Origin of the sequence: Pseudoalteromonas sp. BDTF-M6 (assembly GCF_018334135.1) — a bacterium.
GTDB lineage: Bacteria > Pseudomonadota > Gammaproteobacteria > Enterobacterales > Alteromonadaceae > Pseudoalteromonas.
Genome location: NZ_JAGXTQ010000007.1, coordinates 81,726 through 103,995 on the forward strand (window position 1 = coordinate 81,726; position 22,270 = coordinate 103,995).

The 22,270-nt window shown below is 49.1% G+C and carries 21 protein-coding genes; 11 read left to right on the forward strand and 10 right to left on the reverse strand.

Translation table 11 applies throughout. The features are described 5' to 3' along the window. The first annotated feature begins 4 nt into the window (after positions 1-4). Positions 5-1,222, forward strand: coding sequence for an aspartate kinase (locus tag KD147_RS14985; RefSeq protein WP_212548366.1), 1,218 nt, complete (start codon positions 5-7; stop codon positions 1,220-1,222). A 92-nt stretch (positions 1,223-1,314) separates the two neighbouring features. Next, the gene (gene csrA / locus KD147_RS14990) at positions 1,315-1,509 is read left to right on the forward strand and encodes a carbon storage regulator CsrA (protein ID WP_105190613.1); all 195 of its coding nucleotides are present in this window, start codon (positions 1,315-1,317) and stop codon (positions 1,507-1,509) included. Positions 1,510-1,532: 23 nt separating this feature from the next. Here csrA and KD147_RS14995 read toward each other — a convergent pair whose 3' ends face one another. Beyond that, positions 1,533-2,012, reverse strand: coding sequence for a YcxB family protein (locus KD147_RS14995; RefSeq protein ID WP_212548367.1), 480 nt, complete (start codon positions 2,010-2,012; stop codon positions 1,533-1,535). A gap of 38 nt (positions 2,013-2,050) precedes the next feature. Here KD147_RS14995 and KD147_RS15000 point away from each other — a divergent pair, with 38 nt between their 5' ends. Then, positions 2,051-2,998: a hypothetical protein gene (locus KD147_RS15000; RefSeq protein ID WP_249319354.1), complete on the forward strand. Its 948-nt coding sequence runs from the start codon at positions 2,051-2,053 to the stop codon at positions 2,996-2,998. 45 nt (positions 2,999-3,043) lie between these two features. Here the strand turns inward: KD147_RS15000 and KD147_RS15005 are convergent, their stop codons facing one another. Both KD147_RS15005 and KD147_RS16895 read right to left on the reverse strand, forming a co-directional pair. Next, positions 3,044-4,957 carry a TonB-dependent receptor domain-containing protein gene (locus KD147_RS15005; RefSeq protein ID WP_349304703.1) on the reverse strand — a complete coding sequence of 638 codons (1,914 nt, stop codon included), beginning with the start codon at positions 4,955-4,957 and terminating at the stop codon, positions 3,044-3,046. A 32-nt stretch (positions 4,958-4,989) separates the two neighbouring features. Further along, positions 4,990-5,175 (reverse strand): hypothetical protein, encoded by a 186-nt coding sequence (locus KD147_RS16895; RefSeq protein ID WP_249319356.1) that lies wholly within the window; start codon positions 5,173-5,175, stop codon positions 4,990-4,992. Positions 5,176-5,463: 288 nt separating this feature from the next. On the opposite strand from KD147_RS16895, the gene KD147_RS15010 reads away from it, so the two are divergent. The 4 genes from KD147_RS15010 (at position 5,464) to KD147_RS15025 (ending at position 8,988) form a co-directional block, all read left to right on the forward strand. After that, entirely contained in the window at positions 5,464-5,700 is a 237-nt protein-coding gene (locus KD147_RS15010; protein WP_105254868.1) for an OadG family transporter subunit, read from the forward strand. Positions 5,701-5,715: 15 nt separating this feature from the next. Next, a complete protein-coding gene (oadA, locus tag KD147_RS15015; protein WP_212548369.1) occupies positions 5,716-7,524 on the forward strand; it encodes a sodium-extruding oxaloacetate decarboxylase subunit alpha in 1,809 nt (602 codons plus the stop codon). 8 nt (positions 7,525-7,532) lie between these two features. Continuing rightward, positions 7,533-8,663 carry a sodium ion-translocating decarboxylase subunit beta gene (locus tag KD147_RS15020; RefSeq protein WP_105254870.1) on the forward strand — a complete coding sequence of 377 codons (1,131 nt, stop codon included), beginning with the start codon at positions 7,533-7,535 and terminating at the stop codon, positions 8,661-8,663. A gap of 145 nt (positions 8,664-8,808) precedes the next feature. Continuing rightward, positions 8,809-8,988 carry a hypothetical protein gene (locus KD147_RS15025; RefSeq protein ID WP_105254871.1) on the forward strand — a complete coding sequence of 60 codons (180 nt, stop codon included), beginning with the start codon at positions 8,809-8,811 and terminating at the stop codon, positions 8,986-8,988. A 55-nt stretch (positions 8,989-9,043) separates the two neighbouring features. Here KD147_RS15025 and KD147_RS15030 read toward each other — a convergent pair whose 3' ends face one another. Next, complete coding sequence (locus KD147_RS15030; RefSeq protein ID WP_212548370.1) at positions 9,044-10,363, reverse strand: peptidoglycan DD-metalloendopeptidase family protein; 1,320 nt, start codon at positions 10,361-10,363, stop codon at positions 9,044-9,046. A gap of 151 nt (positions 10,364-10,514) precedes the next feature. On the opposite strand from KD147_RS15030, the gene tyrS reads away from it, so the two are divergent. After that, positions 10,515-11,717 carry a tyrosine--tRNA ligase gene (gene tyrS / locus KD147_RS15035; RefSeq protein WP_212548371.1) on the forward strand — a complete coding sequence of 401 codons (1,203 nt, stop codon included), beginning with the start codon at positions 10,515-10,517 and terminating at the stop codon, positions 11,715-11,717. A 63-nt stretch (positions 11,718-11,780) separates the two neighbouring features. Here the strand turns inward: tyrS and KD147_RS15040 are convergent, their stop codons facing one another. The 4 genes from KD147_RS15040 to folE2 form a co-directional block, all read right to left on the reverse strand. Further along, complete coding sequence (locus KD147_RS15040) at positions 11,781-12,707, reverse strand: cobalamin biosynthesis protein CobD/CbiB (RefSeq protein WP_212548372.1); 927 nt, start codon at positions 12,705-12,707, stop codon at positions 11,781-11,783. Between the two features lie 15 nt (positions 12,708-12,722). Further along, the gene (gene mtnN, locus KD147_RS15045; RefSeq protein ID WP_212548373.1) at positions 12,723-13,430 is read right to left on the reverse strand and encodes a 5'-methylthioadenosine/S-adenosylhomocysteine nucleosidase; all 708 of its coding nucleotides are present in this window, start codon (positions 13,428-13,430) and stop codon (positions 12,723-12,725) included. 62 nt (positions 13,431-13,492) lie between these two features. Beyond that, positions 13,493-14,098, reverse strand: a complete 606-nt coding sequence (locus tag KD147_RS15050; protein WP_105254876.1) for a DUF2726 domain-containing protein — start codon at positions 14,096-14,098, stop codon at positions 13,493-13,495. A 92-nt stretch (positions 14,099-14,190) separates the two neighbouring features. After that, the gene (folE2, locus tag KD147_RS15055) at positions 14,191-15,114 is read right to left on the reverse strand and encodes a GTP cyclohydrolase FolE2 (protein ID WP_212548374.1); all 924 of its coding nucleotides are present in this window, start codon (positions 15,112-15,114) and stop codon (positions 14,191-14,193) included. 221 nt (positions 15,115-15,335) lie between these two features. Between folE2 and KD147_RS15060 the strand changes: the two genes are divergently transcribed. Further along, complete coding sequence (locus KD147_RS15060; protein ID WP_212548375.1) at positions 15,336-17,129, forward strand: type 1 glutamine amidotransferase family protein; 1,794 nt, start codon at positions 15,336-15,338, stop codon at positions 17,127-17,129. A 43-nt stretch (positions 17,130-17,172) separates the two neighbouring features. After that, complete coding sequence (gene arcB, locus KD147_RS15065; protein ID WP_212548376.1) at positions 17,173-19,509, forward strand: aerobic respiration two-component sensor histidine kinase ArcB; 2,337 nt, start codon at positions 17,173-17,175, stop codon at positions 19,507-19,509. Here arcB and arcA read toward each other — a convergent pair. Further along, complete coding sequence (gene arcA / locus KD147_RS15070) at positions 19,506-20,228, reverse strand: two-component system response regulator ArcA (protein ID WP_105190597.1); 723 nt, start codon at positions 20,226-20,228, stop codon at positions 19,506-19,508. The genes arcB and arcA overlap by 4 nt on opposite strands. A 537-nt stretch (positions 20,229-20,765) precedes the next feature. On the opposite strand from arcA, the gene KD147_RS15075 reads away from it, so the two are divergent. After that, positions 20,766-21,227 (forward strand): DUF3293 domain-containing protein, encoded by a 462-nt coding sequence (locus KD147_RS15075; RefSeq protein WP_212548377.1) that lies wholly within the window; start codon positions 20,766-20,768, stop codon positions 21,225-21,227. On the opposite strand, the gene KD147_RS15080 is transcribed toward KD147_RS15075, so the two are convergent. Further along, positions 21,224-22,270: a methyltransferase gene (locus tag KD147_RS15080; RefSeq protein ID WP_212548378.1), complete on the reverse strand. Its 1,047-nt coding sequence runs from the start codon at positions 22,268-22,270 to the stop codon at positions 21,224-21,226. The two genes, KD147_RS15075 and KD147_RS15080, sit on opposite strands and share 4 nt — an antisense overlap.

Sequence of the window (22,270 nt, forward strand, 5' to 3'; positions counted from 1 at the left end):
CACAGTGGCGCTTTTAGTCCAAAAATTCGGCGGCACCTCGGTTGGCTCCATAGAGCGAATTGAGGCGGTCGCCGATATTATTATACGCCAACGTCAACTCGGCCATCAGGTGGTGGCCGTGGTCTCGGCCATGTCCGGGGAAACCAACCGCTTGTTGGCCTTGGCCGCCGAAGTGGATGACAGGCCCAGCACTCGCGAGCTCGATGTGTTGGTCAGTACCGGCGAACAGGTAACGGCATCGCTCCTGTCTATGGCGCTGATCCGGCGCGGTTATCCGGCGGTGAGTCTGCTTGGCGATCAACTGGGGATGAATACCGACAACCTTTTCACCAAGGCGCGTATACTCGATATCGACACTCGTCGTTTGCGCCAGGAGCTGCAACATGGTCGTATCGTTATCGCCGCCGGCTTTCAAGGCCGCGACGGCGAAGGCAATATTACCACCTTGGGGCGCGGTGGCAGTGATACCTCAGCGGTGGCCATTGCCGGGGCACTGAACGCCGAAGAATGCCAAATCTATACGGATGTTAATGGTGTTTACAGTACCGACCCCCGTGTTGAACCCAAGGCGCGACGCCTTACCAGCATTGGCGTACCAGCTATGCTGGAGATGGCCAGCCTGGGGGCCAAGGTATTGCATATTCGTGCCGTTGAGGCGGCGGCCCAGTATAGGGTGCCGTTGCGGGTATTATCCAGTTTTGAGCCTGATCAGGGCACTTTAGTTTTAAGTGATGAGGACGAGCCCATGCCACAGCAAAATGTGTCGGGTATAGCTTTTAAAAGGGAACAAGCACTTATTTTCCTAAATAATTGTGACGCTAGCCCTGCGACCTTGGCGAATATACTTGAGTTGTTGGCCCATAAAGGCATTGAAGTCGATGTTATTAATCAAGTTAATCAAAAAGTTGGCAAAGTAGACTATGCTATAAGTATACCCAGCTTAGAGTTGCGAGAAGCGCTTACTGCGTTATCAAATACCGACCAATTAGCCGGCGTAAATATCACCAGTAGGGACGATTTAGCCATGCTTTCTTTGGTTGGTGTGGGTATAAAAACAAATGCATCGATAAGCAGTCAGTTCTTTCGTGTATTTGCTGACGAGAATATCGATGTATTTATTGCCAGCTCAGGAGAAATAAAGCTTTCGGTGCTGATCGAACGGCAATATTTGGAGCTTGCAGTAAGGGCACTACATGCAACATTTGGCATGGCAGATGAATAATTAAGCAAAGTTTTACTTACTTTTATAGTAATTATTCATTAAAATGCCACTGACGGAATTTTTGACTAATTTGGAATAATGGGAGCAAGAGAATGCTAATTCTTACTCGTCGAGTTGGCGAAACCCTGATGATAGGTGACGAAGTCACGGTTACCGTATTAGGCGTTAAGGGTAATCAGGTACGCATCGGTGTGAATGCACCTAAAGACGTATCTGTACACCGTGAAGAAATTTATATGCGAATACAAGCAGAAAAGTCGGGCTCATCAAACCCGGGTAACGAATAATACCGCTTGTTGCGAAGCCACTTTTAAAGTGGCTTTTGTTTTTTCTGGGCCAGTATAAATTCTCTTACTTCGTCATTAAGTACGGCGTTACTGAGATAATGGCTATGCCCCTTAGCGGTTACCAAAACCACTCCCTTGTCTGTGGCCACAGCTTCGCTGATGTCTGTCCAAGATAACAGGCGGGTTTTGCCGTTTGCCGTGGTACCAATTCCCTGCTCATCGATTTTCAGCTCAACCTCGTGACCGGCGGCGCGCGAGAGGCGTTGACGCGCTATCCACCAAGCCTTTTGATACCTATAGGCCACCATCTCAAGCAATGCCAAGGCAAATAAAAAGTACCCTAAGTAGTTGTTTTGCAGTTTTAGTATGCTAAACAGGGCGAGTGCAACTAACAATAAGATCAAACCATATTTGGGTTGTTTACGGTTGCTCAAGGGCAAAGACTGTTCGTAGCTTTCGCTAAAGTAGCCTTTGTTTAAGATGTAAGTGGTGGTGTAGTTCATGATTACTCGCTTAAGCCACTTTAAAGTAAGGGATGATTATGCGTATTTTATTTTTTATGGCGGCGCTATTTATAAGCTCGGCGAATGCCGTACCTCAGCAATTCTTGGTATTTGGCGATATGCCTTATACACCCATCGACGAGGCTCTGCTCAGTGCGCCTAATGGACGATTATACCAAGCGGTGCAGCAAACCCCACATCTATTTGTGGCTCATGTTGGGGATTTAAAATCCGGGTCATTGCCTTGTACCGATGACTTGCTACAAAAAAATTATAGCCTGTTAAGTCACTTGACCAGTTCCCCCCTGGTGTATACCCCGGGCGACAACGATTGGACAGACTGTGACAGAGCGGCCCTAGAGCCACGTTTTGATGAATTAGAGCGTCTTGCCTATATTCGTACCCATTTTGCTCAATCCGAGCTGACTCTGCCCGATTATCACAGACAAAAAGAGCAGGTTGAAAATCAGGCATGGCGCATTGACGATGTTCAGTATCTGACCTTGCATGTGGTGGGCACTAACAATGGCCGAGCGCAAGTGCTAAAAAGCGAGCCGCAAGCGGCCCTTGCCGCCGCCCAGAAGCGGGATAACAACAATATGCAGTGGTTGGCTTCGCAATTGGAAGCACAGGTGAGCGCAGCGGTGATCTTTATGCAGGCCGATATTTATGAAGCCAATAATTATGGTGAGCCTTGCACACAAGAGTTACAGCAAAACTGTGATGCGTTAGCACCTTACCGTCAGCACCTGGATGCGCTGGCCGAGCAAGTGGCGTTTCCTATTTTATTGGTGCATGGCGACACCTCAGCATTTTGTTTCTCGCAGCGTGAATCGGGGCTGTGGCACCTCAATGCGCCGGGGGATTTTAGGGTATTGGATATTGCTAAGGTTCGGGTACAGGACTCGCAGAAGGAGCCGTTTGAGGTAAGTACTGTGACCCAGCCTTTGGCTAAGCCTGGCGTAATCCCACAATGCACTAAATAAAAAAGCCGCGCAAATGCGCGGCCTTTAGTGGCTTATACGGGCTGTTTAGAACTGGAAGCGAACGCCCAATTTAAACTTACGGCCCAGTACATCATAGTTACTTGGGAAGGTGTTACCCGAGTTAGAGCTGGTATCACCTGCCTCGTTACCTACTACCGGTGGATCTTTCTCGAACAGGTTATCTATACCGAGACTGGCGGTAATATTGTCTGTGATATGGTAATTAGCATACAGATCAAAGTAGCTATAGGAACCGATACTGCGGAATTCCTCATAGTAGTCATCGATCACTACAGGCTCAACGTCTATACCATCCGTGTAACGCCATTGTAGCGATACCGTAAAGTCATCCATGGCCCAGGTAGTACGCTGCACCGCACGCAGCTCTGCGAGAGGATCACAGCTGGTGCTGTAGTAGCCCTTACAGTCGATAATACGCGCCGTATCCGAGCTTTGTGACTCCTGAGTCAGGTATTTATTGATGGTACCGGAGAACTGTAACTCACCCCAATTATCCATAGGCCAGGCGAAGTTGAAGCCAAGCTCCACACCCTCGGCACGCAGGTTTTTAAGGTTAGTAGTAAATTGCTCAATACCCGCACCGGCCACGGTTAAGTCACCGCCAACACGTTGGATCTTGGCACATTGCTCAGCATCACCTAGCTGGTAACAGGCATCAAGAATTTCTTGAGCCGAGAACTCACCGATAATGTCATCGATATCGATGTCATAATAGTCTAGGCTGATGGTGAAGTTTTGCAGGGTGTCGAACTCGGGTGTCCATACCAGACCCGCAGTGAAGGTACTTGCTTCTTCCGCATCGGGCGGATTAAGCGGATCACTACCGGAGATAACCTGTACCTGACCAGAGATGACGTCTTGGACGTTACCAACTTGAGCGGCAGACATGCCGGTAGATTCACACAATGCCTGCAAGGTTGCATCTATATTGCCAGCGTTAGCAACCGAACATGGATCGCTACCTGCGTTATCTAGACCGGTAACCACGGGCGAAGCAATCTCACCCACGTTAGGAGCACGGGTCGCTTCTTGCTGCATTACGCGAACCAGCACAGAGCTGACCGGGCGCCAGTTGAAACCCAGTTTCCAGGTTTCGTTTGAGCCCACGGTATCGTAATCGGCCCAACGGAAACCGAATTCAATATCCAGAGTCTCGGCAAAGGCCATGCCATCGATAACGGGTAGATAACCTTCAAGGAATAGCTCGTCAACGCTAAAGCCACCTTCGATGGGTAACTGGTTACCACCGGCACCACCTTGACAGCTTGCCGGAGCAAGTTTCAAACACTCATCGGGCTCAAAGAGGCCTTTTTCTTTACGGTATTCATAACCGAAGCTCATGGACAGCGGTGCACCGGCGCTAGGGATTTCAATAAATTCCACCGGACCATTTAAGGTAGCGGTAGCGATGCGTTGACTATATTTCTGTTGCTGCAGAGCAATAGCGGTTGCATAACCGGCCATTTCATCGGTAATGGTGCCGAAGCCACCAAACAGATCGATAGGCACACAGGTAGGATCGCCGTTCAAACAGGTCACACCGTCCGCCGTTTCCAAGGCGTTTTGGATGTTGGTCAGGTTGGTATAACCGGCACGTACAGTGGTACGGTTTGACTCACCGTATTGGAAGCTTACGTCATATTGCCAATCGTCAAAGACGTAACCGTTCACACCGGTGACGAATTGGAATAGTGACGTATCGTAGCGCTCGGTACGAGGACCTAGCTCTAGGGTACGACGGCGAAGCTGTACGGTAAGGTAATCTTCTTCGTCGACCACACCGTTGCCGTTAACGTCATTCCAGTTATTGGTGCCCAGCAGATCATTGGCTAGCGCGTTATTACCTGCATCAATCATAAATTGACGAGCTTGATCGCCAATTAACGGGTTGAACAGCGGTAGCTGGAAGGCCGAGCCGAAGGTACCCGATGGCGCCACCTGGGTATCTACCGAGATAGGGGCTTCACAGCCTAGCGGAGCCGGAATGGGTGGCTCGCCATTGCGGAACTGCGCAAGGTTTGAACCTCGGTTAAAGAAATATTGTCTTTGCCGCCGTCATTTTCATCGGTTTCCTGGTGCGAGGTATTTGAAGCGATACCCTCAAAGTCAATAGTGCCAAGGCCTTTAGCGGTATTGGCTAAAAATACTTGTTTCAAATTATTGTGGTCTTACCAATTTAACTTAGACGCTATCTGTGCTATCGGCCAATTTGGCGCTTCCCCTTGCCTACTATTACTCAGGGTTATATTCGATATTTTAATCGCATATATTCGACTTTAACCTAATTTCTCCTTCTAACTTGCTAGTTTTTAAGGTTATTAGTAGAGAGTTGGATAAATTAAATATTGGTAATACCAATTTACAAGGTGTAGACAATTAACGTTTATTTGGTATGGTGTTGACTCTAGGTTTACGAAATTTAACAAAATGCACTGGGAGTGAGGATGAACATTGCAGCACTGATGCTTGAAGCGGCGGGGTTAATGGCCACTGGGATGCTGGTGGTCTTTATGTTTTTGCTGCTGCTGATTGGCGCTTTAAAACTGATGTCGCACTTTCTTCGAGAGGATGAGTCGACCAAGGCTGAGTTGCCGACGGCCACTCAGTTACCCAGGGTGGGCATACCCAAGGCCCATATTGCAGCCATTGCCGCTGCGGTTCATCAGTATAGAAAACAATAAGAATAGGGGCACAGAATGTCAAAACTACAGTTAACAGAGCTGGTATTACGCGATGCGCACCAGTCTTTATTGGCAACACGTATGCGCTTGGACGATATGCTTCCCATCGCCGCCAAGCTGGATCAGGTAGGCTATTGGTCCGTTGAGTCCTGGGGTGGTGCGACCTTTGATGCCTGTATTCGCTACTTAGGAGAGGATCCTTGGCAGCGCATTCGCGAGCTTAAAAAGGCCATGCCAAACACCAAGCAACAAATGCTGCTGCGTGGACAAAACTTATTAGGTTATCGCCACTATGGCGATGATGTGGTAACTAAATTTGTAGAGCGTGCGCACGCCAATGGCGTTGATGTGTTTCGAATTTTTGACGCCATGAACGATGTGTGCAACTTGGAAACCGCGATTAAGGCGGCTGTCAATGTGGGCGCTCATGCCCAAGGCACAATTTCCTATACGGTATCGCCGGTACATAATTTGGATATGTGGTTAACCCAGGCCAGGCAATTAGAAGACATGGGCTGCCATTCAATATGTATTAAAGATATGGCCGGGCTGTTAAAGCCTTATGAGGCCCATGAGTTAATCACCGGATTAAAACAAACCGTGTCCTTGCCCATCGCCATGCAGTGCCATGCGACCACGGGCTTGAGCACGGCCACCTATCAAAAGGCCATCGATGCCGGTATTGATATGCTCGATACCGCCGTCTCCAGTATGAGCCAAACCTATGGCCACAGTGCCACCGAAACCATGGTGGCGATAGTGGAGGACACGCCAAGAGACACGGGGTTAGACTTGGGGCTGTTAGAAGAGATTGCCGCGTATTTTCGCGAAGTGCGGAAGAAATACGCCCAGTTTGAGGGCAGTCTAAAGGGCGTGGATGGTCGAATCCTATTAGCTCAGGTGCCCGGAGGCATGCTGACCAATATGGAAAATCAGCTTAAAGAGCAAGGTGCGGCGGACCGCCTCGACGAGGTACTCAAAGAGATCCCTCAGGTGCGCAAGGATCTTGGTTACCTGCCTTTGGTAACGCCAACTTCGCAAATAGTGGGTACCCAGGCAGTCCTTAATGTCTTGACGGGCGAGCGCTATAAGTCCATCACCAAGGAAACAGCCGCGGTGTTAAAGGGCGAATATGGTGCTACGCCGGCGCCAGTGGATAGCCTATTGCAACAGCAAGTGCTTAAAGGTGGTGAGCCCATTAGCTGCCGTCCCGCCGACTTAATCGATGCTGAGCTGGATAAACTGACCGCCGAGCTGGACGAACATGCGAAAACGCAGCAGTTGCAGCTTGCCGACGAAGTCATTGACGATGTGCTGACCTATGCCTTGTTCCCACAAATAGGTTTGAAGTTTTTGGCCAACCGTAATAACCCGGATGCCTTTGAGCCTGTGCCTACCTCAGAGGCAAGCCAAGGCGCAGTTGCACCCGCAGTTGCACCCGCAGCCTCATCCACAGCTAAAGTCTCTGCACAGGGTGGACCTGAGCGCTACAGCATTAGTGTCGATGGTAAAGCATATGATGTGGTTGTGGCCCCAGGTGGTGAATTGGAAAGCGTTCGTGCCATCGAGGGGGAGGGTGAAAACCCGCCGCAAAGCGCCGTGTTAAGCAGTGGCGAGACCCTTAATGCGCCGCTCACCGGCAATATCTTCAAGGTCTTAGTTAAACCGGGGCAACAGGTTAACGAAGGGGATGTGGTGATCATCATGGAAGCGATGAAGATGGAGACCGAGGTGCGCGCTTTACATGGGGGTGAAGTGGCCGAGGTGCTGGTGCGCGAAGGCGATTCGGTAAGCGCCTCTGATGCGCTGATAGCGTTGGCCTAGGAGGAGCTATGGAAGCAGTAGTTAATCTTTGGCAGGCCACGGGCATAGCTAACTTTTCCGCCGGCCAGTTGATCATGATAGCGGTGGGCTGTTTGTTGCTGTATTTGGCCATAGCCCGTAACTTCGAGCCTTTGCTCTTGGTACCCATAGGTTTTGGTGCGTTATTGACTAACATCCCAGTGGCCGGTATGGCCGACCCCAACGGTATTCTCTATTACGTTTACCATGTGGGGATAGATACCGGGGTATTTCCCCTGTTGATCTTTATGGGTGTTGGGGCGCTGACCGATTTTAGTGCCCTGATAGCTAACCCGCGTATGTTGCTGCTGGGAGCGGCGGCCCAATTTGGTATCTTTGCCACCTTGTTTGGTGCCATCGCCCTAAACTATGTGCCCGGTTTTGAGTTCACCATGAAGGATGCTTCGGCCATTGCCATTATCGGTGGTGCAGATGGTCCCACGGCTATATTTCTGGCTTCGAAGCTGGCCCCTGATTTACTCGGCGCCATTGCCGTAGCCGCTTACTCTTATATGGCCTTGGTGCCTATAATCCAGCCGCCTATTATGCGCGCACTGACATCGGAGCAGGAACGCAAAATAGAAATGCCGCAACTGCGAGTGGTCTCAAAGAAAGAGAAAATCATCTTTCCACTGATGGTATTGGCACTGACAGCCATGTTTCTGCCGGCGGCGGCGCCGCTGGTTGGGATGTTTTGTTTGGGCAACCTGATGCGAGAAAGCGGGGTGGTGGATCGTCTCAGCGGCACGGCGCAAAACGAGTTGATCAACATCACCACCATCTTTTTGGGTTTGGCCGTGGGCTCCAAGTTGGCGGCGGATAAGTTTTTAACCGTGGAAACACTGGGCATATTGGCATTGGGGGCGCTGGCATTTTCTATCGGCACCGCTTCAGGGGTGTTTATGGCCAAGGCTTTAAATCGCTTTTCGAAAACACCAATCAATCCTTTGGTTGGCGCCGCGGGAGTGTCTGCCGTGCCCATGGCGGCGCGGGTGGTAAACAAGGTGGGGCTGGAAAACAACCCACATAACTTCTTACTTATGCATGCCATGGGCCCGAATGTAGCCGGGGTTCTTGGCAGCGCGGTGGCTGCGGGTATCTTACTGGCCCTCGTTGGCTAACGTCGGTTAATTGGCTCTTCCTAGCCATTGAGCACCTTGGTCGTGAACTCACTAAGGTGCGCTTTTTTATGCCTGCCTATCCTTGGGTAGGCATTTGCGTGCCGAGCTGTTATAAGGGAGGTATATTATTAAGGAGAAGATAAGCATGAATGCGATTATGATTATTCTTGCCCTGTTCGTTGCCTTGGCCGTTGTCGTGCCTTTATTGGAGCGTTATCAGCGGCAAATGGGGCTTCATAAAATGGTACGGTTTCGTAAATACATCATTCCCCTGGTGGCAGTTAGCCTGATCTTACAATTACTGTACTTAGCGTTTAATCGCTAGGCATTAGACATAAAAAAAGCACCCTGAGGTGCTTTTTTTATTCGTATCACAATTGTTATTTGCTGTTCATGGCCAGTTGAATTTCGCGCTCACGCTCCAATTGCGCCAACAAGGTATCGGCAATCGGTTTAAACTTGGCTAACTCGCTGGCCGGTAGCGGCTCTGACTTCGGCAGCTTAACGGTTCTAGGGTTACGATGAACGCCGTTAACCAAGAACTCATAGTGCAGGTGTGCGCCGGTGACGCGACCCGTGGCACCCACGGTACCAATTAACTGACCCTGTTTAACCTTTGCACCTTGTTTTACCTTGCGCTTATGTAGGTGCAGGTACTTGGTGACATAGGTATTGCCGTGCTGGATAAAGACGTAGTTACCATTAAAGCGGTTATAACCTGCCTTGATCACACGTCCATTACCTGCCGCAACCACGGGAGTGCCGGTTTTTGCGGCATAATCAATACCACGGTGCGGCTTAACCGTTTTCGTGACCGGGTGCAGGCGGCGCGGGTTAAAGCTTGAGCTGATATATTTAAAGTTAACCGGAGCACGGAGGAAGGCCTTTTTCATGCTGCGACCTTGCGGTGTATAGAAGTTACCGTCGCTGTGCATTACCGCGGCATAGCGCTCGCCTTGGTTAATAAACTCGGCGGCAAGAATCTTGCCCGTGCCAATATACTCGCCATCCACATGGTGAGTTTCATAAATCAAACTAAACTGATCGCCTTTACGCAGGTCGTTGGCGAAATCCACATCCCAACCAAAAATGGTGGCAAAGTTCATAATTTGTTTTTCGCTCAGACCTGCGCTGATACCAGCGGTCCAGAAGCTGCCGTTGATCGAGCCTGAGGCCGACTTGGTTAAGGTTTCAATTTCCTTGGAGTCGATAGCGGTATCGTAACTGCCTTCATCGTTCAAAGTAACAAATAGGGTGTCTGTTTTGCTAAGCACATACTTTAACTGTAGTAGCTCACCTTGCTTGTTCTTTGCAAAGCTCAGTACTTCACCTGGATGAATCTTGGTTAGTTTTTTGGTTTCTTCGTTGGTATTTACGAGTTTGTGCAGAGTTTGTGCTGAAAAGCCGGCGCGTTTAAAGATGACGGCCAGGCTATCGCCGTTTTTAACTTCAAAATCGCTATGGTCATAGCTAGGTAAGGAAAGTGCTTCTTCGGCTGAGTTTAAGTCGGCTATTTTTTCTTCATCTTCGAGCTTTATTTGTAACTCGTAGCGTTTGCCTACCTCGAGTGGTTTGGCATCGTTATCCTTTGAGGCTGTGGCGCGCTCTGTCGGTATAAGCATCAAGGTAACAATAGTCACCAAGAAGCCCACAATGAGCAATTTGTGTTTTTTGGGGAGCTTGTGTACCACGCTAACCATAACCTACCTTTTTCGCCGTTTAGGAAAACAAACTTAGCCAAAGGCTGAGCATATATCTAATAATGGCAAAATACCAGTGTTTTGTGCATTTAAACCGGCGCCAAAGTGCGCTAGAATCGCGCGGTTAGCACATATTTTATCGGAGAAATAAATGACAGACTTGCAGACGGCGCTGGCAGAAATTAAACGCGGCGCTGAGGAAATTTTACTCGAAGACGAGTTGGCGGAACGACTTAAGTCAGGGAAAAAACTAAGAATTAAAGCTGGTTTTGATCCAACGGCACCGGACCTTCACTTAGGCCACACCGTGCTTATCAATAAGCTTAAAACCTTCCAGGATTTAGGCCATGAAGTCATCTTTTTGATCGGTGACTTTACCGGTATGATAGGTGACCCAACGGGTAAAAATGTAACCCGCAAGCCTTTAACCCGTGAAGATGTGTTAGCTAACGCCGAAACTTATAAAGAGCAAGTCTTTAAAATCCTTGATCCCGAGAAAACCACTATTGCCTTTAACTCCGAGTGGATGGAAAAGTTAGGCACTGCTGGAATGATCAGACTAGCGGCCAAACAGACCGTAGCACGTATGCTTGAGCGTGATGACTTTAAAAAACGCTATGCTAATGGTCAGTCAATTGCTATTCATGAGTTTTTATATCCTTTAGTACAGGGATGGGATTCGGTAGCGCTAGAAGCCGATGTTGAGCTCGGTGGTACCGATCAGCGTTTTAACCTGCTAATGGGTCGCGAACTGCAAAAAGACGAAGGTCAAAAGCCGCAAACCGTGCTAATGATGCCATTGCTCGAAGGTACAGATGGCGTCCAAAAAATGTCGAAATCACTGGGTAACTATATCGGTATTACCGACTCGCCAGAGGATATGTTCGGCAAGATGATGTCTATCTCCGATGATTTAATGTGGCGTTATTACGAGTTATTAAGTGCCTTGAGCCTAGAGCAAGTCGAGGCGTTAAAGGCAGACGTGGCCAATGGCACCAACCCGCGTGATATCAAAATTTCCCTGGCGAAGGAAATTATCACTCGTTTCCACGATGAGCCGGCGGCGCAGCAGGCCCATGATGATTTCACCCAGCGTTTCTCTAAAAATGCTTTGCCCGATGATATCGAAGAGCAAACATTAGCCTGTGCCGATGCCGAGATGATGATTACGGCGCTATTAAAAGATGCCAAGCTGGTAGCCAGTACGTCTGAGGCTATTCGCATGATCAAGCAAGGTGCGGTGAAGATCGACGGTGAAACCAAGGTTAGTGACAGTAAGTTGATGATAGCCAAAGGCACTACCGCGGTGTACCAGGTCGGCAAGCGTCGCTTCGCCAAGGTAACCCTGGGTTAGTAAAAAGCGGCAGTGCTAAATACATACTAAGCCACCGTCCAGGTGGCTTTTTTATGTCATTTTTTAGGGCAGTAGTAAAAACGTGGCCATGATAACCAGCAACCACATGCCATTTATCATCTCAGTCGTCTTTAATGCAGCCTTGATATCGTCCGCTTCGGGCTGGCGGTAAAGGCCAATGCGCATGCGCTCGAAGCGCTCACCATGATAATAGGCCGGGCCGCCAAGTTGTATCTGCAGCGCCGCACTGAACACACTCAGCAGCCAACCGCTAGGGCGATGATAAAAATGTTGGCCGTATTTTTTTATATAACGCCAGGCCACCTTGCCATGCTTGCTGACCACAAGAGGTAATAAATAAAATACAAGTGCAGGTAATTGGCACAGTGAAAGTAACCACTTACTTGCGAAAAGATAATGACTATTTGGCGGGGCATGCATACGCATGGCCTGATGGAGTTGCCATAATAGCGCATAGGCAAAGCAGGCCTGGTAGCCCGCCAGACAATATAGCAGCAAGGGAGTGAAGTATTCGTGCAGCAGGCGCAGCACTAAGATTTCAATATTGGCTTTGGCTATACCCTGCTCTGTAAGCCGCTCGACATCACGATTACTGAGTTTACTTAACAGTGCCCGGGCCAAGGATTTGCGCTTTTGTTGCAAGGCCTGAGCAATACGTTGACTGGTTTGGCGCAGCGGCGCCTCACCAAGGCATAAATACAGCACCAATGCCGAGAGCAGTTCCGGGTAGAAAACCAGTTGGGCAAAAAGTGTCAGTGCCAACATTGGTAACAATACGCACAGAACAATGCTTAATACAGCCGCTAGGCCTAGGTAAGCACTGCTATGATGTGGTGTATAGGTGCGGGCCACGAGATTGCCGTAGGCCAGCCGTAGCAGGGTAAAGGGGTGGTACCAGGAGGGCAGCGGCAGCCATCGCGCTAAGGCGACGGCTGCCAATAACAGCAACAACTCAAGGTGATTGCTCAATGCCTCCGGCAGCATCTATAGGCTAACGTTAGATAGCTTAGTAAGCATCGCCATCACCATGGCCGATGAGTTCTTTGATGCTACCTCTAGGTAAGCTTCAAATGAATCGGGCGACTCTTTACCGGCAATATCCGACAGTGAGCGGATCACCACGAAAGGGGTATTGAGCAGGTGACAGGCTTGGGCAATGGCTGCGCCTTCCATTTCTACCGCCAACATGCTTGGGAATTGCGTTCGCGTTTGTTCGATACGGGCCGGATCACACATAAAGGAATCACCGGTACAAACTAAACCAACCAATGATTGACACTGAGCCAATTCGGCAATCGACTGCTCAGCCACCTTTACTAATTCTGGGTGAGAAGTGTAAGCGGCAGGCATTTGTGGCACTTGGCCGAATTCATAGCCAAAAGCGGTGACGTCGACGTCGTGATGGCGCAATTCATTGGCAATGGCGACATCGCCTACGGCCAGGCGTTGATCAAAGCCACCGGCAGAGCCCGTGTTGATAACACAATCCGGATGGAAATGTTCGACTAAAATAGTGGTGGCAACGGCAGAGGCAACCTTACCGATACCCGATTGCACCAAGGTCACTTCTTGGCCGTTTAATTGCCCGTGATAAAAGGTGAATCCGCCTTGCTCGAGTACCTCAACGTCACTCATCTGCTCACGTAAAATTGCAATTTCCGGCTCCATAGCGCCGATAATACCTACTTTCATAGCATCTCTAACTTATTGGCAAAAACAGCCCTTAGTATACCAAAGGCTGTCTCGATATGGCATTAAATCTCCGCCAGCTGAGTAGAGGTATTTATAGCTGGAGTTTGCATTTGCAGCTTGGCTTGTGACGGTGACAACACCGGCGGGTTAGCCGATTTGCGCGTGTTGCTGGTTTCATTCTTGCCTATCTTAAATAAGATAGCGTTGCGTACATCCTCGGGGCGATAACCGCTTTTAACCTTCATGCGAATATGGGGGATACCGGCCGTTTCCAAGGCTCCACTGACAAACCAATCGCGCTGGGCTTTATGGCCCCCTTTATTGGCGTTATTTACCAGGTCAACGGCAGCAACTATGGTGAGCTTAGTTTTATCGAGCAGCACATAATCCAGCTGCTTGTTCTTAAGCTTGGTGAGGGCAATGCGTTTGGATTTGTTGGTGAGCCCTGATTTGCAGTCGATAATATCGGCCAGTTTTACCCGGCTGACGATACGATAGTTATCGCCCACGGCACGTTCTAACAAAGTGAGAAAGGCGCTTTCGACCTGAGTGTATATTTCTTTTTTACGGACGAAGGGGTAGGGGTTTTCGTTATTATCGGTGAACTTAGAGGCCATCACCGAGGCGATAACCACTAAGACGAGTATTGATAACAGCGCGAATTCCATGAGTTACTCCAGAACGAATATTTGACACCTTCGTTCTGAAGCAATAAGCGTGCCTGAAATTTTAGCTTCTTGGGCCTTTTAGCTGGCTAGGGCTAGGGCTGATAGCCGCCGACGATCCCTTTGGTTGCAATGGCTACGGCATCATGGGCATGCAGAGACTCATAGTGGTTAATACGCAACCAAAAGTCCTGCACGTCGTTATCTTGATTCAGGGTCGATTTGATTTTGCGCGCCGCATCCTCACAGAACATCAGGTTTTCACCGTTGAGGCGAGCAAACTCCTGCTCATCTTCACGCTTCACCGCGGTTTGTACAGGCGTCTTCAAGGTGTTCTCTATGGCGTCAATCAGTGCCAGGAAGTTGAATGTCGATACCTGGCTACCCAAGCGCACCTTCACCTCGGCCACAGAACGTTGTGAGTGCGGTGTGGCACTGATACCTTCACTGCTGCCAAGCCAGGCGTGGACATCGGCAAAGTTTAATTCTTTGGCATCAAAGTCGCGGGCAAAATTAGCTTGAATTAGCTGTCGCGCCAAGGCAGCCGAGCAGGGGCAAGTTGACGAATAGGTCACCTTTAGGCCAACTTCGAAGTCCAGTTTTCCGTCGCCAATACGCGCATCGATGGCGATAGGGTAAAACTTCCAACCACTGTTATCGCTTAACAAGGCCGGGCGACGAAGTGGTAAGTCAAAGGTCAGACTAATGCGGGCCTGTGAGCTGATATCACTGTGTGAGCTGATAAACTTATCCAAGGTAGCCTTAATATTAAGTGGCGTTACCGCAGGGGCTTTAGAGAGTTCATCAAGGGCCAAAAACAGTCGCGACATATGAATGCCTTTGGCATTTTTGTCGATCAGGTTTACGAAAGCCTGAGCTTTAGCGTTAACGACCACGGGCGCCAGGCCGTCGGATTCGACCAGCAGCGGCAGCTCAATATCACTCATCCCCACCCATTCTAGTGTTTCTTGAACGGGAGCAGAGCTCGTGTTAGCAATATCTGGCATGGCGTTTTGCATGGCCTTCCTCATAGGTAATACTGAAAAGCCCGGTATTCTACCTGAAAATTAGCAAATGTGGAGTTTACTCGTGCTATAACTAATACAGCATGTAAAAGCAGCGCCTTGTTAATATTAAAGGTGTAACTATTCCCATACACTGCAAACATTGTTAATATTCTGTGTTGCTTTAAACCTGCTTTTAACCCGTAACTTGCAAAATAATAATAATGACCAGTCCCATGAAATCATTTCTATTAAGAGTTGCCTCACTGGCAATGCTAGGTAGCTGTAGCGTTAGTGCTCAGGCTGCCCCCCAGTTATTGCTAATGGCCGATGATCTACAAGTGTGTTCCAGTGAGCGATTACGCTACTGTAACAGCGAATCTCGCGAGCGCTTGAATAAGAACAGCTATAAACAACAGCCGGTTTTCAAGATCACCGATGAAGGCCTAGAGCGCATTGTTGATATGGCCTGGACCGAACAGCCGGAAATCCGTAAACAGGCTGTGGAAATTCTAACTAAGGCACGGCAACATTTTGCCGATGATGCCTTTAGCCAACAAGAATTCGAGCGTTACCTGCGTCGCAGCGACTTTAAGTTGAGCAACAGCGAGGAAACTGCACGGGAGTTTTGGTTTAATTTATTTGGTTTTGAGCAGCAAAACTTTTTTGACCTGCTTGAACAAAAACAAGAGCTTAAAAAGCGCAGCTTAAAGCCACAAGTTGATCTTGAGGGCACCCGTGATTGGGTCACAAAAGACGCATTCGCCGAGCTGTTCACGGCCGCACAGGGCATTGCCGACGCAAAACGTAAGCCTCGCATCGCCTTTGTAACCGGTGGCAGTCGCGACCCTTACCGCGATGTCGATTATTATCAAACCTTGTTTGAACAACTGGGTTTTGAGGCGCATTGGTTAGCCATCGATGGGGCAATGCAAACCGTGATCAATGCCAATGATGCGGCACTCTGTGCTGACCTGGCCGACTATCAGGTTTCGCGTTTGGCGAGCTTCCGTCGCGATGCGCTTTATCCGCAGCTATATCAAAAACAGCAAAAGCTATGTCGTGACCCGGAACAGCTATATGATCTGCTGCGCCGCTCGGATGCACTGTTTATAGCCGATTCCAGCCCATTACTGCTGTACCATGCGTTTTATCAAAATGCCAACCAGCCCAGTGAGCTGCTTAATAAAATCAAAGAAATGAGTGCAAAAGGTCAACTGCTGGTAGCGGCTCAGGGCGAAGCGGTGAATGCCTTGGTGGGTGGTGGCCGTAATGCCACAATCTTGTCCGGCGACGGTGTACAGGTTTTAACAGAAGACCCGATTGTTTATGGCAACGGCTTTGAGGCTTGTCGCCTGGGGGTTGACTGTATTTCGGTCACCAATAGTCGTGAACTGAGCTATCTGCAGTCTGGAGTGTTGGGCCTTTTCCCATGGGGCACCTTAGATACGCAAGTGGCGCGTCACGGTAAACAGCCTCGCTTAATCAAGGCCGGTGTTCAGAGTGCAAGCTCGATGATCTTTGGTCTTGATAGTAACAGTTATGCGCGTATCGACCGTATTGCCGATGGCGATAAGGACGACATTGAAATTCAGGTATTTGGTGAAGGCGGCCTATGGTTAGGCGATATGCGCCAAAGCCAGGATTCCATGTCGGGAGCGACGCAATTTGGTCCCTTCGATAGTTATTTCCTGACTCATGAAGATAAGATCAGCATGCGTGGCGGCGTGGTTAATGTTGAGCTGGCGGTTTGGAAGCAAGCGGTGAACACCACCAGTGCCGGTCCGTTAGTGAACTCATCGACCCCATTCAGTCGCGCCAACTACCACAAGCTAGGGCAAATGCAATGTAATACCGGGGCGGCAACCGCCGGTGGTACCAGTGATATTGACAGCCAAAGCTTTGAGCTAACCCTTAGCGCCAGCGGCGCCAGCAATATGCGAAAAGGGGTGTTGGTCAAAGGTGGTAAACGCATGGGCGTATGCTCATTCGCAAGAATCTCAACGCAGATACTGCCAAAGGCACTCTAAGTTGATTACAATATAGGGGTTTTGTAGCAAAACCCCTTTTTTTATGATTGACTCTTCCCTGAGCCCTTGGGTTCGTGTTTTAACAAATCTCCTAATACGCTTCGGGACTTGGTATGCCGGCGCCATCGTCTATGGCGTGTTCATAGTTGCGGCGCTGATTTTCAGTGCCATGTATTATTATGTGGCCATCGGCGAAATCATGCTCTTGGACGTATTGGCCGTGGTATTTTTTACCGCCGTGGCAGCGCCCTTGGTGATCATGGTGGTGCTGCAATCCGTGGCGCAACTACAAGACTCACAAAAATACCTAGAGACGGCGACCAAGCAAGAGAAGCTGCTCAACCAATCATTAAAAGACAATATCCGCCTGTTAAATACAGAGATCGATGAGCGGAAAATGGCTCTGAATGCCAAATACCGTGCCATTGACGAGCTGCGCCGGGAAATTGCCGAACGTAAGAAAACCCAGGTTGAATTGGCGGAGCAGGGCATGTTACTGCGCTCAATCGTCGACTCTTCCCCCGACCTTTTCTATTACCGTGACCGCCAAGGGGTGTTCGCGGGCTGCAACAAGATGTTTGAAAAGGTGATGAATCGCAGTTCGGACCAGCTTATCGGCAAGAAAGCCGAAGACATCTATCCAGCACAACTATTACCGGCGGTGTTAAAAACCGATCGCCAGGTCGAGTCTACACATGAAGCGGTTACCGTCGATGTGCAATATCCGGTGGATGGCGAACAGTATTGGTTTGAGATGCGCAAGCTGCCGTTTATTAATGATAAGGGCGAGTATATAGGTTTGTTGGCGTTTGGCCGGGATATCACCAGTCGTAAAGAAGCGGAACAAGCGCTGGAAACCGCCTATAAAGACAAGGGTAAGTTTATTGCCACCTTGTCTCATGAGCTGCGTACGCCGCTTAATGGCATCGTCGGTTTAACACGTATGCTGCTCGATACCGAGCTTAGCAAGCAACAACGTAGCTGGTGTAATACGGTGTTTTCCAGTGCCGAAACCCTGGGCAACATATTCAACGATATTATCGACCTGGATAAAATTGACCGTGAGCAGCTGGATATAGTGACCGAGCCGGTCAGTATCGCCGATTTCATTAATGACGTGGTCAACTTTGGCAGCTTAATCGCCGCGCAAAAAGAGTTGTCATTTAACATCGAGCGCTTTGGGGAGCTCAATGTATATGCGCAAATCGATCCAACGCGTCTGCGTCAGGTGCTGTGGAACCTGATTAATAACGCCGTTAAGTTTACCACCGAGGGCGGGGTTGCCTTGAGCTGTGAACATCAGCAACAGGGCGATAATCATAGCCTGATCCTGACCGTGCGCGACTCAGGCATTGGCATTCCCGATGACCAGCTTAGCCATATTTTTGACATGTATTATAAAGCCCCTGATGCCAGCGGTGCCAATGCCATTGGTTCAGGCATCGGCTTGGCGGTGACCAAGGCCCTGGTTACGGCAATGGATGGGGATATTCAGGTCACCTCGCAAAAAGGCGAGGGCAGTATTTTTACCGTCTCTATTCCACTGCAACTGACCAGTGCTCCGGTAATCGAGAGCTATGAGTGCAAGAGTCTCAATATCTTGCTGGTTGAAGACGTGCCTTTGAATGCGGAAATCGCCACCAATTTACTGGAGCAGCGCGGCCATGAAGTGATCTGGGCGGAAACCGGTGAAGATGCGCTGGCCTTTGTAGAAACCGAGGATGACCTTGATCTGGTGTTATTGGATATGCAGTTACCGGACATCAACGGTGATGTGGTGGCCAGAGAAATCCGCGAACAAAGAGAGTTTGACCATCTTCCCATAGTGGTGCTCACCGCGAATGTACGCAGCGCCGAAGAAGAGCTGGAAGGCATTAATATTCAAGGGGCGCTTGCCAAGCCTATTAATACGGCCAAGCTTGATAATATGCTCTCCAAGCTGTTTGGCATAGGTCAGGGATGTATGCAGCAGGTGGCGGCAGAGCGCTTGGTGCATCAACAAACTGTAGTCCCCCCCCTTGCTCTTGATGAGCGCTTGCTCGATCAGGAAATTATCGGTGAATTCCTCGACTCCATGGGCGTAACGGCGTTTTCACGCAGTGTGGCACTGTTTGCCAAGCTTGCCCCGGGTTATCAACAAGAACTGGTTGCCAGTGTCGAAGATGACGTTGAGGAGTATAAGTCTGTGGCCCATAAGCTGAAAGGGGCCGCCGGTTCGGTGGGTCTAAAAGCGGTGCAGTTACAGGCTAAGAAGATGGAAAATCAGTGTCTTGAAGTGGCACCAGAGCAGCGTCAGAGTTGGCTGGATGAGTTAGACGAGCAAATAAAAGAAGGGCTCGAGGCCCTTCAGTCATTCTTATCTAATTTGGCAGATGATTAAGAGTTATTATCAATCTTGCCGATGAAGCGATAGCCTTCACCATGGATGGTGCTGATTAGCTCCGGTGTGCTGTTGTCGCTTTCGAAGTGCTTACGAATACGGCGAATGGTTACATCCACAGTACGGTCGTTGGCACGCAATTCACGGCCAGTCATATGCTTAATTAACTGCTCACGGCTAAAAATGCGGCCCGGTGAGTCAAGCATCAGACGCAATGCACGGTATTCACCCTTAGGTAGGCGCTTGGATTCGCCCGCTGGTGAAGTTAGGCAGCGACTATTTTCGTCCAGCTCCCAACCGTTAAAGTTTACAACGCCATCTGAATCTAGCGCCGGATCGTCCTTGCTCGCAGCGGTACGAGAAATAAGGTTGCGGGCGCGAATGGTTAACTCGCGAGGATTAAATGGCTTGGTAATGTAGTCATCAGCGCCAATTTCTAGGCCAAGAATACGGTCGACATCGTTGTCACGACCGGTCAAGAAAATAAGGCCAACATTACGCTTCTGGCGTAACTCGCGCGCGAGGATCAGGCCGTTTTTACCTGGTAAGTTGATGTCCATAACAACCAGGTTAATATCATCATTGGTGGTGAGTTTGTCATGCATATCATCACCATCAATGGCTTCAATCACTTTGTAGCCTTCAGCTTCGAATAAGCTAACGAGGTTTAGACGGGTAACATCTTCATCCTCAACGATCAGAATGACTGGCGTTTGCATTGTTTATTAACCTTTTCGGAATAAATTATTTACATAAAGCCGGAAAATAGGAACTCTCCGAATACTTGCGATTATAGGAGTATATCTAAATGTTAACAAGTAAAATCAATTTGGATAAAATTTAGACGTACCCAACTGCCTTGCTGCCTATTTACACTAATTTTGCAGCCGGCGTTCTTTGTTGACATACAATCGAATTTGCTCACCCTTTGTTCACCAAGTCTTTGCTTGGTTTAGGGTAAGATGCTCAAATTCGACCTTTAATAAATAATAAATTCAAGGGCGAATTTTGAGCCAAGGAGATAGTATATCATTCTCTTTTTTACCTTCAAAGCATGGGATGACTGTTCTGTAAAAAAGTTCCTTTATTTTTATACTTTTACTGTGTTTTTTACGCTTGATAACGTTTTTTTACGAATTATTCGGCTTTTGTTGCATTTAGTTAAACAAAAAAACATCGATGCTGCCGCCGTGTGAGCATTATCAATACTATGGTTAAATTGTAAGCGACAAACGAAGCGAGGTAGGAAGAACCAGATGTTAACCCCAGAGAAAAAGGGTATCGCCCCGTCGTTGCTTGATGTCTATCTAGATGATTATAAAGGAGCCCGCTTTGTGTTTGCGCAGCCGCTGCCTAAAGCGGCGAGCGGCTGCGTCATTACCGCCTTTAACCCTTACGGGCGGAAAGTAGGAATACGTAAAAACCGCTGTCGACACGGCTTGCTGATTGATGCGATTAGGCACTTTCGTTATACCAAGGGTTTTGGTGGCGATAAGCAAATGCAATACCGGGAGGCCAGTGTGTTTGTATACTGTCATCCAAAATTGGCGTGGCGTTATCTACGGCGCTTTCAACAAAATGGTGTGTATCTGGTGCGCCGAGGAGAGCTGCATTTATTGCTGGCCGATGGCCGGGAATTGAAGCTGGGCTGCACTCTAGGGAGGCGAATACGAAAACGCCCTGATTTGCCTAGGCTAAACAGGGCGCAAGCGCTTTAGCGGTTTTGATATACGGCAAAACGCTTGGTTTTGGCCAAGGTAACATGATGCTTAAAGTGCGCTTGTAGTTGCTCCGGGTAGGCCAAGAAGCTATTGGCCACCAGGGTTAGCTCGCCACCTCGGTTTAAGTGATCCTTGGCACAAGCAAAGAAGCGCTCGGTAATTTTATAATCGGTTTTTAAGCCGGTATGAAACGGCGGATTACTGATGATTAAGTCAAAGCGTTGATCTACTTCGCTTAAACCATCGCTGAGTAGGACCGAGCCATCAATATTATTGGCGGCAAAGGTTTGTGCCGTGGCATATCCCGCCAGGGCGCTAACGTCTAATCCGGTAACTTTCACCTTGGGGTTTCGCTTGGCGCAGAAGCTGGCAATAATGCCGGCGCCACAGCCAAAGTCCAGTAGGCTTTTCGCTTTAGGGTAGCCGGGCAGACTGTCTAACAGCAAGGCGGTGCCATCATCCAGTTGACCATGGTTAAAGACCCCAGGCAGGCTAACGATGTCACACTCTATGTTTTGCCCGGCGATATCGTGCGTTAGCGTAAAGGTTTTGTGGTAGCGGCTAATGTCAAACTCGGCTAACAGTTCGATATCCGTGTACTGATACAACTGGCAATGTTTCGCCGAGTCGACCTTATGACCCTGAGCAAGGCCTTTAAGCTGTTTTTCAATTGACTTAACGCCGCCCTTTTTCTCACCTACGACCAGTAGCCGCGCATCGGCGTTGATGCTGGCGCGAATATTATCCAAGGTCATCAGGGCTTCGGCCTTGGCCTTAGGATAGTAGTAGATCACCAGATCAAATTTTTGCTCTGGTAACTGGTGGGAGACCAAGGTAGTGATATTGGCGCCGCTCAGTTGATTTTTTGCAAACTGGCCGTCGGCAAAATTGTAACTGAATAGGTAAATATTCCCTTGCGGGTTAAGGGCCCGCAATTGGTGAGCGAAACCATCGCAGTTAAAGTTAACCACTAAAATTGAGTCGGCACTCAATAGCTCATCACTGCGCAGCAACAGCTGCGATGGATTACTCAACTGCAT